The organism is [Clostridium] colinum (assembly GCF_940677205.1).
Lineage (GTDB): Bacteria > Bacillota > Clostridia > Lachnospirales > CAG-274 > Tyzzerella > Tyzzerella colina.
Window position 1 is genome coordinate 1 of record NZ_OW712331.1, and the last position, 13,810, is coordinate 13,810.

The 13,810-nt window shown below is 27.2% G+C and carries 12 protein-coding genes; 9 read left to right on the forward strand and 3 right to left on the reverse strand.

The genetic code is table 11. The features are described from left to right. The 9 genes from dnaA (at window position 1) to NBW53_RS00045 (ending at window position 11,669) form a co-directional block, all read left to right on the forward strand. Window positions 1-1,308, forward strand: a complete 1,308-nt coding sequence (dnaA, locus tag NBW53_RS00005; RefSeq protein ID WP_250278095.1) for a chromosomal replication initiator protein DnaA — start codon at window positions 1-3, stop codon at window positions 1,306-1,308. A 271-nt stretch (window positions 1,309-1,579) separates the two neighbouring features. After that, a complete protein-coding gene (dnaN, locus tag NBW53_RS00010; protein ID WP_250278096.1) occupies window positions 1,580-2,692 on the forward strand; it encodes a DNA polymerase III subunit beta in 1,113 nt (370 codons plus the stop codon). Window positions 2,693-3,029: 337 nt separating this feature from the next. Further along, complete coding sequence (locus NBW53_RS00015; RefSeq protein WP_250278097.1) at window positions 3,030-3,245, forward strand: RNA-binding S4 domain-containing protein; 216 nt, start codon at window positions 3,030-3,032, stop codon at window positions 3,243-3,245. 1 nt (window position 3,246) lies between these two features. After that, the gene (gene recF, locus NBW53_RS00020; RefSeq protein WP_250278098.1) at window positions 3,247-4,338 is read left to right on the forward strand and encodes a DNA replication/repair protein RecF; all 1,092 of its coding nucleotides are present in this window, start codon (window positions 3,247-3,249) and stop codon (window positions 4,336-4,338) included. A gap of 174 nt (window positions 4,339-4,512) precedes the next feature. Beyond that, window positions 4,513-6,420: a DNA topoisomerase (ATP-hydrolyzing) subunit B gene (gene gyrB / locus NBW53_RS00025; RefSeq protein WP_250278099.1), complete on the forward strand. Its 1,908-nt coding sequence runs from the start codon at window positions 4,513-4,515 to the stop codon at window positions 6,418-6,420. Window positions 6,421-6,445: 25 nt separating this feature from the next. After that, entirely contained in the window at window positions 6,446-8,956 is a 2,511-nt protein-coding gene (gene gyrA, locus NBW53_RS00030; RefSeq protein WP_250278100.1) for a DNA gyrase subunit A, read from the forward strand. Between the two features lie 249 nt (window positions 8,957-9,205). Next, the gene (locus NBW53_RS00035) at window positions 9,206-10,162 is read left to right on the forward strand and encodes a ribose-phosphate diphosphokinase (protein ID WP_250278101.1); all 957 of its coding nucleotides are present in this window, start codon (window positions 9,206-9,208) and stop codon (window positions 10,160-10,162) included. Between the two features lie 151 nt (window positions 10,163-10,313). Continuing rightward, window positions 10,314-11,189, forward strand: coding sequence for a flagellin N-terminal helical domain-containing protein (locus tag NBW53_RS00040; RefSeq protein WP_250278102.1), 876 nt, complete (start codon window positions 10,314-10,316; stop codon window positions 11,187-11,189). A gap of 9 nt (window positions 11,190-11,198) precedes the next feature. Then, window positions 11,199-11,669: a flagellar export chaperone FliS gene (locus NBW53_RS00045; protein WP_250278103.1), complete on the forward strand. Its 471-nt coding sequence runs from the start codon at window positions 11,199-11,201 to the stop codon at window positions 11,667-11,669. 82 nt (window positions 11,670-11,751) lie between these two features. On the opposite strand, the gene NBW53_RS00050 is transcribed toward NBW53_RS00045, so the two are convergent. From NBW53_RS00050 to NBW53_RS00060, 3 genes are all read right to left on the reverse strand, one after another. After that, window positions 11,752-12,258 (reverse strand): biotin transporter BioY, encoded by a 507-nt coding sequence (locus NBW53_RS00050; protein ID WP_250278104.1) that lies wholly within the window; start codon window positions 12,256-12,258, stop codon window positions 11,752-11,754. A 73-nt stretch (window positions 12,259-12,331) separates the two neighbouring features. Beyond that, window positions 12,332-12,904, reverse strand: a complete 573-nt coding sequence (locus NBW53_RS00055) for a DUF4446 family protein (RefSeq protein ID WP_250278105.1) — start codon at window positions 12,902-12,904, stop codon at window positions 12,332-12,334. Window positions 12,905-12,922: 18 nt separating this feature from the next. Next, the gene (locus tag NBW53_RS00060) at window positions 12,923-13,810 is read right to left on the reverse strand and encodes a ParB/RepB/Spo0J family partition protein (protein ID WP_250278106.1); all 888 of its coding nucleotides are present in this window, start codon (window positions 13,808-13,810) and stop codon (window positions 12,923-12,925) included.

The following is a 13,810-nucleotide window of genomic DNA, read 5'->3' on the forward strand; positions in this document are numbered from 1 at the left end:
ATGAATACTTATGAAGACTGCTGGGGCGAATGCCTTAAGTCTATGCAACAAGAACTAGGTGATTTTGCTTTTAAAACTTGGTTTGGTGACTTACAATTTATATCTTTTGAAAATAATACACTTATTTTAAAATCTTCTGATACATTTTACATAGAACATATAAAACTTAAATATATGCCCGTATTAACTGCTGTTTGCGAGCAATGTTTTAATAAAAAAAATATTATTATTAGACTTGTATTAGAAGAAGACTTAAAAGATATTTTTAATGAACCTAAAAAGAAAAACGCTGAAAATAACCTAAATAATAACTATATTTTTGAAAATTTTGTAATTGGTGAGAGCAACAGGCTTGCCCACGCAGCCTCTGTGGCAGTTGCAGAAAGCCCTGGTATATATAATCCACTTTTTTTATATGGTGATGTTGGGCTTGGCAAAACACACCTTATGCACGCTATTGCAAACTACATATTAGTAAAAAATCCAGATACAAAAGTGCTTTATGCTTCTTGTGAAAAATTTACAAATGAGCTTATAGCATCTATCCGTGAGCAAAAAAATAAAGAATTTAGAGAAAAATATAGAAAAATAGATGTTTTATTAATAGATGATATCCAATTTATAGTAGATAAAACACAAACACAAGAAGAATTTTTTCATACTTTTAACGACCTTAAAGATTCTGGAAAACAAATAATTATATCTAGTGATAGACCACCTAACGAGATTGAAACATTAACAGAAAGGTTACGTTCTAGGTTTGCCGGTGGGCTTATAGCAGATATAAAAACACCTAATTTTGAGACTAGAACAGCTATTTTAGAAAAAAAGGCAGAATCTTTAAATATAACTATACCAAAAGAGGTATCTCAGTTTATAGCAAAGTCTGTTAAAAGCAATATAAGAGAGCTAGAAGGGGCTTTAACACGTGTTATCGCATATTCTAATCTTACAGGTGTTAGCCTTAGCATAGAGCTTGCAGAAAACGCACTTAAAGATATTATACAAGATAAAGATGTATCTTTATCTACTCAATCTATTTTAGAAGCCGTATCTAACCATTTTAACGTAAAAATAGAAGAAATTAAAAGTAAAAAAAGAAACCAACCTATAACAAATGCTAGACAAGTTTATATGTATCTTACAAGAGAGCTATTAAACGAATCTTTATTAAATATTGGCAAAAGTATAGATAGAGACCATTCTACTGTTATACACGGTATAGAAAAAATAGAAGAAAAAATTAAAAAAGATAAAAATTTTGAAGCTTCTTTAGTAACATTAAAAGATAAAATATTAAAAAAATAAATAAATTTTTATGTTGAAAACCACTTTAAAACTATGTTGTTAAATTGTTAATAACTTTTTATTTAATTTTGCTATGTTTATTATGTTGATAAGTTTTGATTTATTTTTTTTTATCAACATACTTTTAAATTTATTTTTTTGCTAAATTTATAGGCTTTTAAAAGTTTTCAACATATAAACACCCCCTACTACTATAACTACGAAAAAATCATATTAAACATATATATTTTTTAATAAAAAGTTTTACACATTATATAAAGGAGATTTACTTATGCACATTAAATGTAAAAAAGATATTTTATTAATAAACATAAACATTGTTTTAAAATCTGTTGCATCTAGAACAACCTTACCTATATTAGAATGTATATTATTAAAAGCAGATAAAGAAGGATTTAAATTAATATCTAATGATTTAGAGCTAGGTATAAAAACTGCTAATATAGAAGCTGATATAATAGAAAAAGGTATAGTTGCCTTAGAAGCTAGAATGTTTTATGATATAATTAAAAGTATGCCAGATGGAGATATATCTATAAATGTAGATGAAAAAAATGTTACCATTATAAAAAGTGGAAAAACAGAATTTAAAATATTAGGACAAAATGGAGAAGAATTTCCTACACTTAATACTGTGGAAAAAGAAGAAAAATATAGTATTAGTGCATCTACTTTAAAAAATATGATTAAACAAACAAAATTTTCTGTGTCTTCTGATGAGTCTAAACCAGTTTTAACAGGTGAGCTTATTGAAATAAAAGAAGGTTATTTAAACATTGTAGCTATAGATGGATTTAGAGTATCTTTTAGACGTACACAAATAAGCAAAGATTTTAAAAATGCCGAAGTTGTTGTGCCTGCAAAAGCTTTAAATGAAATTATAAAAATATTATCTGATAAAGAAGATAGTATGGTAAATTTATATTTTAATGAAAATTACATTTTATTTGAGCTTGATAGTTGTATAATAGTATCTAGGCTATTAGACGGAGAGTTTTTAAAATATGAACAAATATTTACAGAAGATTATAATACAAAAATAGAAGTTGATAGAATAAGCCTTTTAAACAGCTTAGAAAGAGCTTCTTTAATATCTAAAGATAACAAAAAAACGCCAGTAAAATTAGAAATAAAAACAAATGAAAATCTTGTTATTACATCTAATACAGAATTTGGTACATCATATGAAGAAGTATTTATAGATATTGAAGGAGAGGGGCTTAGTATAGCATTTAACCCTAGATATTTAATAGAGGCTTTAAAAGCTATAGATGATGAAAAAGTTATAATACAGTTTATAACTTCTCTTAGCCCTTGTATCATTAAAGGTGTTGATAACAACGATTATAAATATTTAATTTTACCTTTAAAAATAAATGAATAAAAATACAGAAAAAAGTAAAAGTAAATAATAGTTTTTAATTTATATTTTTAAATATAAAAAATTAGTTTTTTAAGATATATTGGTTGCTATAATTTTATTCTTATAGCAAAAGGGTGTGGATAAAATTTACACCTAAGACTGAAGAAAAAATTTTTTGGACTAATTTTTTTTCATTTTTATGTATTACATAAAAATTATGCATAACATAAAACTTTATTTTAGATTGTATAAAAAACTAAATTTTTATAGTCTTTGCCATTGTGTGAAGAACTTTGAAGGTTGTAGATAAAATCTACAACCTCTAAAAATATTTATATATAACAAAAGTGGTGATAATATGGAAGAAATAAAATTTAATACAGAATTTATAAAATTACAACAATTTATAAAATTAGCTAGAGTTGTTGGACAAGGCTCTGATGCTAAAATGCTTATATTAGATGGTATTGTAAAAGTAAATGGTCAAGTTTGCATTGAAAGAGGCAAAAAGATAAGAAATGGAGATATTATAGACATAGATGGTATAGGTACATTTAAAGCTATAGGTGAATAAAATGTATGTAAAAAAAATATCTTTAAAAAATTATAGAAATATAGAACGCCTAGAGCTAGAGCTTAAAAATGGTGTTAATATTTTTTATGGACAAAATGCACAAGGAAAAACTAATCTTTTAGAAAGTATATATATAGGAGCAACAGGAAGAAGCCATAGAACACATAAAGATAAAGAACTTATAAATTTTAATCAAGATGAAGCTCATATAAGGCTAGAAGTACAAAAAGAGACTATTTTTGATAAAATAGATGTACATTTAAAAAAAGAAAGTAAAAAAGGTATTGCTATAAACAATATACCTATAAATAAATTAGGGGAGCTTTTTGGCTATCTTAATGTTGTTATATTTTCTCCAGAAGATTTGAATCTTATAAAACAAGGCCCACAAGAAAGGCGAAAGTTTATAGATATAGAACTTTGTCAAATTAATAGTATATATTATTACAATTTATCACAGTATTATAAAGTTTTGAAACAAAGAAATGCTTTATTAAAAAAAATAGCTAAAAATCCTAGTTTAAAAGATACACTTTTTGTATGGGATAGTCAACTTATAGACTTTGGTATGAAAATAATAAAAGAGAGAGATTTATTTATAAAAAAAATAAATAATATATCTAAAACAATTCATAAAGATATAACAAGTGGTAAAGAAAAATTAGAAATAAAATATAAACCAAGTGTTTTAGAAACAGAATTTAAAGAAAAGCTAGAAAAAAATATAGATAAAGATATTTTATATGCAAACACTTCTTATGGGCCCCATAAAGATGATATGCTATTTTTTATAAATGGTGTAAATGCTAGAGAGTTTGGCTCGCAAGGGCAACAAAGAACAACTTCTTTAAGCTTAAAATTAGCAGAGATAGAGCTAATAAAAGAAGAAAAAGATATATTACCAATTTTATTATTAGATGATGTTTTGTCTGAATTAGATAAAAATAGGCAAAAATTTTTAATAAAAAATATAAAAAATTTACAAGTTATTATAACTTGTACTGGTGTTGAAGATGTCCTTAAAAATTTAGATGAAGAGTGTAATATTTTTTATGTTTCAAATGGTAAAATAAATATAAAAAACAGTGTTTAATAGTATTAAAAAAATTTAAAAAAAATAAAAAAATATGACAAAATATACTGTTAAAAGCCTATAATATATGATATAATTTATATTATAGGCTTTTGTATTTTATATACAAAACATAATAAAAGATAAAAAGTAAAATAATAAATTTATTATTTTTATTTTTAAAGGAGAATCTAGATGAAACCAGAGTATAACGAAAATCAAATACAAATACTAGAAGGCCTTGAGGCAGTAAGAAAACGTCCTGGTATGTACATAGGCTCTACATCTAGTAGAGGGCTACATCATCTTGTTTATGAAATAGTAGATAACGCAGTAGATGAGGCTTTAGCAGGTCATTGTTCAGATATAGAAGTATCTATAAATAAAGGTAATAGTATAATAGTAAAAGACAATGGTAGAGGTATACCTATTGGTATACACCCACAAAAAGGTATACCAGCTGTTCAAGTTGTTTTTACAATATTACATGCAGGTGGTAAATTTGGTGGTGGCGGATACAAAGTATCTGGTGGGCTACACGGCGTAGGTGCATCTGTTGTTAATGCTCTTAGCGAATGGCTTGTTGTAAAAATATATAACAATGGTAATATATACGAACAAAAATATTCTCGTGGAAATGTGGTTACACAACTAACTGTTATAGGACAATGTGATAAATCTATGACAGGAACGGAAATAGAATTTAAACCCGACTATGAAATTTTTGATGAGTTAGAGTATAACTATGACACATTAAAACAAAGATTACAAGAAACTGCATTTTTAACAAAAGGTATAAAAATAATATTAAAAGATTTAAGAGAAGATGAAATAAAAGAACAAACTTTCCACTATGAAGGTGGTATTAAAGAGTTTGTAGGGCACATAAACAAAAATAAAATGCCTGTATATGAAGATATTTTTTATTGTGAAGGTACAAAAGATAATATCTTTGTAGAAGTTGCTTTTCAACACAACGACGGGTACTTAGAGAATAACTATTCTTATGTAAATAATATAAACACAATAGACGGCGGTACACACGTTGCAGGCTTTAGAAGCTCTGTAACAAAAACTGTAAATGACTATGGTAAAAAATTTGGTCTTTTAAAAGAAAATGAAAAAATAACAGGTGATGATATAAGAGAAGGGTTAACATCTGTTGTAAGTATAAAAATAGAAGAACCTCAGTTTGAAGGTCAAACAAAAGGTAAATTAGGCAGTAGAGAAGCCAAAAATGCAGTAGATAGTGTATTATCAGAGCATTTAACATACTTTTTAGAAGAAAATCCTAATATAGGTAAAATGATTATAGAAAAGGCTTTAGTTGCTTCTCGTGCTAGAGATGCGGCTAAAAAAGCTCGTGAACTTGTAAGAAGAAAATCAGCTCTTGAGGTTGGACGCTTACCAGGTAAACTTACCGATTGTAGTGAAAAAGACCCGTCAAAATGCGAATTATACATAGTAGAAGGTAACTCTGCCGGAGGGTCTGCTGTTAATGCTAGAACGCCAAAAACTCAAGCCATATTACCACTTAGAGGTAAAATATTAAACGTAGAAAAATCTAGACTTGATAAAATACTTGGCAATGAAGAAATACGTTCTATGATAACGGCTTTTGGGACAGGCATCCACGATGATTTTGATATAGAAAAACTTAGATACCACAAAATTGTACTTATGACAGATGCCGACGTAGACGGTGCTCATATTACAACTTTACTACTTACATTTATATTTAGATTTATGACACCACTTATAGAGAATGGATATGTTTATCTTGCAAAACCACCTCTTTATAAAATAGAAAAAGGTAAAAAAGAATATTATGCATATAGTGATGCAGAAAGAGATGAAATATTAGAACAAATAGGTACAGATGGGATAAAACCTATCCAACGTTACAAAGGGCTTGGAGAAATGGACGCTGAGCAACTTTGGGAGACAACTATGGACCCAGAAAAACGTATTTTATTAAGAGTAACTTTAGAAGATGCAAGGCTTGCTGATGAAGTGTTTGACCAGCTTATGGGTGATAGAGTAGAACCAAGACGTGAGTTTATACAAGAAAATGCAAAATTTGCAACAAACTTAGATATATAACATACTAAAGAAAGGATAAAACATTATGTCTGAAAATCAATTTGAACATTATGATAAGATAATAGATACAGAGATAGCAGATAAAATGAAAAGCTCTTACATAGAGTATGCAATGAGTGTTATTGTTTCTAGAGCCTTACCAGATGTTAGAGATGGTTTAAAGCCTGTTCATAGACGTATATTATATGCTATGAATAAACTTAACTTAGACCCTAGCAAAGGGTACAAAAAATGTGCTAATATAGTAGGAGAAACAATGGGTAAATATCACCCACACGGTGATGCCGCCATATATGATGCTTTAGTTAGAATGGCACAAGACTTTTCTATGCGTTATGTTCTTGTAGATGGACACGGTAACTTTGGGTCTATAGATGGATATCCAGCTGCAGCACATAGATATACAGAGGCAAAGCTTAGCAAAATAGCAGTAGAAATGTTATCCGATATAGAAAAAAACACAGTAGACTTTACAGACAACTATGATAGCACAGAAAAAGAACCAACTGTTTTACCTTCTAGATTTCCTAATCTTCTTGTAAATGGGTCATCTGGTATAGCCGTTGGTATGGCAACTAATATACCACCTCACAATCTTTCTGAGGTAATAGATGGTTTATTAAAAATAATAGATAACAAAATAGAAGAAAATAGAGAAACAGATATAGAGGAACTTTTAAATATTATAAAAGGTCCAGATTTTCCAACAGGTGCTACAATACTTGGTAAAGCCGGTATTAGAATGGCTTATACAACTGGTAGAGGTAGAATACGTGTTCGTTCTACAACAGAGATAGAAACAACTAAAACAGGTAAAGAAAGAATAGTTGTAACAGAAATACCTTATCAAGTTAATAAATCTCGTATGATAGAAAAAATAGCCGAGCTTGTTAAAGATAAAAAGGTAGAAGGAATAACAGATATAAATGATGAGTCAGATAGAAATGGTATAAGAGTTATTATAGAATGCAAAAAAGATGCTAATGCTAATGTTATATTAAATCAACTTTATAAATATTCTCAGCTACAAGAAAACTATAGCATAAACTTTTTATCTATTGTAGACGGTGAACCTAAAACATTAAATTTAAAACAAATTTTAGAATGTTATTTAAAACACCAACAAGAAGTTGTTACTAGAAGAACACAATTTGATTTAGATAAAGCTTTAAAAAGAGCTCATATTGTAGAAGGACTTTTAAAAGCTTTAGATTTTATAGATGAGATAATAAATATAATAAGGTCTAACAAAGATATAAAAGATGCTAAAGCTATACTTATGGAAAAGTTTGATTTTACACAAGAACAAGTAGATGCTATATGTGAAATGCGTCTTAGAAGCTTATCTGGTCTTGAAAGAGAAAAACTAGATGAAGAATATCAAAAACTTAGTGATTTTATAAAAGAAATGAAGGCTATTTTGGCTAGTGAAAACAGACTTTTACAAGTTATAAAAGAAGAGTTTTTACAAACAAAAGCTAAGTTTGGCGACGATAGAAAAACAGATATAGTTCAAGATGAAGGAGATTTATATATAGAAGACCTTATTGAAGATGAAATGAGCGTTATAACAATGACTCAACTTAACTACATAAAAAGATTACCTTTATCTACATATAAAAGCCAAAATAGAGGTGGAAAAGGCATAAAAGGTATGCAAACAAAAGATGAAGATTTTGTAAAAAATCTATTTTTAAGTAGCAACCATAGTTATATATATTTCTTTACAAATAAAGGAAAAGCCTACCGTATAAAAACTTTTGAAATACCAGAGGCAGGGCGTACGGCTAAAGGTACACCTATTATAAATCTTTTACAACTAGAAAATGGCGAAAAAATAACAGCTGTTATACCAGTTAAGCAAAATAAAGGTAGTGAAGATATAGCAAAAGACGAATACTTAGTTATGACTACTAAAAAAGGTGTTATTAAAAAGACAAAAATATCTATGTTTAATAATATTAGAAAAATGGGCCTTATAGCAGTAAGCCTTAGAGAAGATGACGAGCTTATATCTGTAAAGAAAATAACAGAAGGAAACCATATGTTTTTGGCTACAAAACTGGGTATGTCTATTATGTTTAACCAATCAGAAGTTAGAGATATGGGAAGAAGTGCAACAGGCGTTAAAGCTATTACATTAAATGAAAATGATGAGGTTGTTGCTTCAGAAGTTATAGAAGAAGACAAAAAAATACTTATAGTTTCTGAAAAAGGTTTTGGAAAATGTACAGACAGTAATGAATACAGAATACAATCTCGTGGTGGTAAAGGGCTTAAAACATATAAGATTACAGAACGAACAGGTAACGTTATAGACGTAAAAATGATAGATGATAAAGAAGAGCTTATTATGGTAACTTCAGAAGGTATTATTATTAGAATAAGAGCTAAAGATATATCTACAACAAGTCGTGTTACTCAAGGTGTAAAACTTATTAATGTTAGTGATGATGTTAAGGTTATGAGTGTTGCTAAAATATCTGAAGATTATATAGATAACGAAGAAGAAACAGAAGAACAAGTAGAAGATTAAGAAAATTATATATTTATTATAAAATAAAGGTTAAAGATTTTTCTTTAGCCTTTATTTATTGAAAATTTTAAAAATATTGGCGTAGGGGAGGGGATAAATTTAGTAAATTAATGGTAAAAATTATATATTAATATAAAAATATGAAAAACATTATTGTAAAAAATGTAAATATAATGTAAAATATATGTGTAGGATTATAAATTGTAAGTAAATATTTAAAATTTTTAACTATCTTAGGAGGAACAAAATATGAGCGGAAGCTGTAAAGGTGAAATAAAAATCTTTACTTGTAACGGAAATAAAAAACTTGCAGAACAAGTGGCTAATGAGCTAGGAATATCTTTATCTAAATGTAGTGTTAGTAAATTTAGTGATGGTGAAATTAGCGTTGCTATAGATGAAACTGTTAGGGGATGTGATGTATATATTATTCAACCAACTTCATATCCTGTTAATGATAATTTAATGGAGCTTTTAATAATGATTGATGCTTGCAAAAGAGCTTCAGCTGGTCGTATAAATGCAGTTATACCATATTATGGATATGCAAGACAAGATAGAAAGGTTAAAGCACGTGACCCAATTAGTGCTAAACTTGTAGCTAATTTAATAACAAGTGCTGGTGCAGATAGAGTTATATCTATGGATTTACATTGTGCTCAAATACAAGGCTTTTTTGACATACCAGTTGACCATTTATTTGGTATGCCTATATTAGTGTCTTACTATGAAGAGAAATTTAAAAATAATAAAGAAGATTTAGTAGTAGTTTCTCCAGATTTAGGTAGTGTTGCAAGAAATAGACATTTTGCAGAAAAGTTAGACATACCTTTAGCTATTGTTGACAAAAGAAGACCAAAACCTAATGTTTCTGAAATAATGAATATAATAGGTGATATAAAAGACAAAGATATTATACTTGTTGATGATATGATAGATACAGCAGGTACTATAACAAATGCTGCTAATGCTCTTAAAGAAAGAGGTGCAAAAAGCGTTTATGCTTGTTGTACACACCCTATATTATCTGGTAAAGCAATAGAAAGAATAGAATCTAGTGCGATAGAAGAATTATTAGTTTTAAATACAGTAGAGCTACCAGAAGATAAAAATATATCTAAAATAAAACAATTATCGGTTTCTAAATTAATATCTAGCGCTATTAACCGTATACATAACGAAGAACCAGTTTCTGATATATTTTAAATAATTAAAGATTAACCTTTAAATAGTTTATAAGGGTTAATTTTTTTTATTGGTATTATTTATAAAATACTTTTTATGTGTTAAGTATATTACAACTTTTGACGAAATAATATAAAAGGCATATTTTAATTATTTTTGGAAGGTGAAATATATGATATTAAATACAAATGTTCAAGCATTATTAACTACTAATGCATTGTGGCATAGAAATAATAGCTTACAAAAAGCATCTACAAATTTATCTTTAGGCACAAAAATTAATAAATCTGGTGATGAGCCAGCAGGGCTTGCAGTTGCTAATAAAATGAGAATGCAAATAAAAGGTCTTGAAATGGCAGATAGAAATGTTAATGATGCTATATCTATGATACAAACAGCCGAAGGTGGCGTTTCTGAAATGGGAAATATGGTTCAAAGAATGAGAGAGCTTGCAGTACAAGCTTCTAACGATACTTTAACAAAAGAAGATAGAGAAACTATACAAAGAGAAATAAATGAACTTTCTGAAGAAATAGATGCAGTATCTGAAAAGATTGAGTTTAATAAAAAGAAATTATTAAATGAAGATTATGAAAAACTTATATTTCAAGTTGGTGGTTCAACAGGACAAGAGTTAGAAATAGATATGAAAAATATAAATTCTGAAGTATTAGGAGTAAGTATAAAAGAAGGTAAAAAATACGATAAAAATGGTAACCTTGTTCAACCAGAAGAACAAGTGAAAGCGCTTGATTATACAACAGTAGAAGATGCACAAGAGGCTATAACTAGATGTGATGAGGCAATAGAGAGAATAAATAATTATAGAGCTACTATTGGATCAACACAAAATAGATTAGAAAAAACAAGTAATTCTTTAGTTATATCTGAAGAAAACACTAAAGCGGCTTTATCAAGAGTAGTAGATACAGATATGGCAGAAGAAATGTCTGAATATACTAAAAATAATGTATTAGTACAATCAGGTATAGCTATGTTATCTCAAGCTAACCAAAGACCTAACCAATTATTATCTTTATTACAATAGGTATATAATATGGGAATAAATAAAGAAGAATATGTTGCCAAAATATCAAAAGCTAGTCCATTAAAATTAGTTATTATAAACTTTGAAATAATTTTTGATTATTTAGAACAAAGTAAGCTAACAATAGATGACGATAAAAAATTTGATTTTAATATATCAAAAGCTAGAGAATTTTTATTAGAGCTTAGATGTAGCTTAGATATGCAATATGAAATATCATCTTATTTACTAACTTTATATAATTATTCGGATAGACAGTTAGCTAAGTTTTTATTTAGTAAAAATTTAGAAGATTTAAATAGTGCAACAGTTGTTTTAAAAAAATTAATGTCGGCTTTTGAGCAGATAGAGGATAATGAAAAAGATAAAACACCAATAATGGAAAATACAGATACTATATATGCAGGTCTTACTTATGGCAAAAATGGACAATTACAAGAATTTGTAGATACAAAACAAAATAAAGGATTTAAGGCATAAATTAAAGCTAAAATCTTCTAAAAAGAGGGTTTTAGCTTTAATTATATATAAAATAGTTTTGAATTATTTTTATATATAATATTTATAATTTTAAATTATTTTTATACAATATATTTTTAATTTTTTTACTTAAAAAATATGATAAAAAGATAGATAATAAATCTTTTATTAAATAGGGGAGGGATACTATTGTTAAGGATACTAAAAAACTATTTTTAGTTAAAAAGCTAAATTGGATAGCACCCAATAGATGACATATTAAAAGACCTATTATACTATAAAAAATAGTATTAAACCCACAAAAAAATGCAAGAAAAATAAATCCAAATAAAAATCCACCAGTAACAGATACGAAAGTAGATACACCACCAGTTAAGCCAGAAAAAACAGGAAAGCCAATAGCACCTAAAATAAGATAGAGTATAGTTGATAATGTGCCGTATTTTTTACCTAATACAAATCCAGCTAAAGATATAGAAAAAGTTTGTAATGTAAAAGGTACGCCCCAAGGGGTTGGGATTGATATAACAGATAATATAGAAATTATTGCAGAAAATAGAGCAATATATGTAATATCTTTTGTTTTCATAAAAAACCTCCAATTTCAAATTGTAAACTTATAATATCATAATGGTATACAATTGTCAACTGGAGGTTTAATATTATTTATTCATAGCTTTTTCTAAAGCTTCTATTTCTTCTTGAGCAAGTTTATGTTTAGGTGATTTACCGTTTATTATTTCTTTAGCGTAGCTATAACAAGCCTCTCTAGAATAAATACTATTAATAACGATACCATTGTTATATTCATCTAATAAAGCTATAGCATAGCATAAATCACCGCCAACTTCTTGAAATGGATTATATCTTACAATAGACACTTTTTGAACAGCATTTTTTAATTTTTCATTTGTAAGATATATAAGTTTATTTGTAGCTTCTATATCGTTAGCTAAAGATTGTTTATTATTTTCAATTTGTTCTAATATTTTTTGCTGATTTGATAATGTATTTTTAACATTTTCATTATATTGTATAAGCATATTTTCAATATCTATATTTTTATCTTCAGGCAAAAACTTTTTTAATCTTTTTTTCATTTTAGATAATTTTATTGTTAATATAATTATAAATAGAAGTAATATTAATAATAAAATAGCATATACAGCAAGGCTAAAAAACATAACAGTTGGTGTAAAAAATTCTATGTCTAAATTTGATATAAATCTATCCATTTTATACCTCCATTAATTTTATAGTTTTTTAAATAGACAAAAAAGTCTATCCAGTTCTTCTTGAGAATAATATTCTATTTCTATTTTACCTTTATTTTTATTATTTTTTATATTAACCTTTGTACCTAAAATTTCATTTAATTGTTTAGATATATCAAAGAAAATTTGTTCTTCAATATTGTTATCTTCATTTTTTTCTTTTTGTGGTTTTTCTTTTGTTTGTTCTAATAAATTTTTTACTAGCTCTTCTGTTTGTCTTACACTAAGTTGCTCTTCTATAATTTTTTCAGCTAATTCAAATTGTATATCCATATCTTCGATAGGTAACAAAGCTCTGGCATGCCCTTGAGATAGACGTAGTTCTATAACAAAATTTTGAACACGATTATCAAGTTTTAAAAGTCTTATAGCATTAGCAACAGTAGCTCTATTTTTTCCAACTTTTTCTGCTATTTGTTCTTGATTAAGATTAAATTTTTCTTGGAAAGTTTTATATGTTAAAGCTTCTTCTATAGGATTTAAATTTTCTCTTTGAATATTTTCTATTAAAGATACTTCTAAAGATACTAAATCATCATAATTTTTTATAATGATAGGAATTTTTTTAAGCTTTAATTTTTTTGCGGCTCTAAAACGTCTTTCTCCGCTTATTATTTCATAAAAATTACCTTTTTTCTTTACTATTATAGGGCTTATTATACCCACATTTTTGATAGATAATGCAAGTTCTTCTAATGTATCATCATTAAAGTATTTTCTAGGTTGAGATTTATCTGGTTGTACTTTATTTATATCTATCTCTATAATTTTATCATTATCAATAACATTTTCTATATTATTGACAGATTGCAAGCTTTCATCTTTTATAAGTGCTCCAAGACCTTTACCTAATCCTTTTTTTATCAT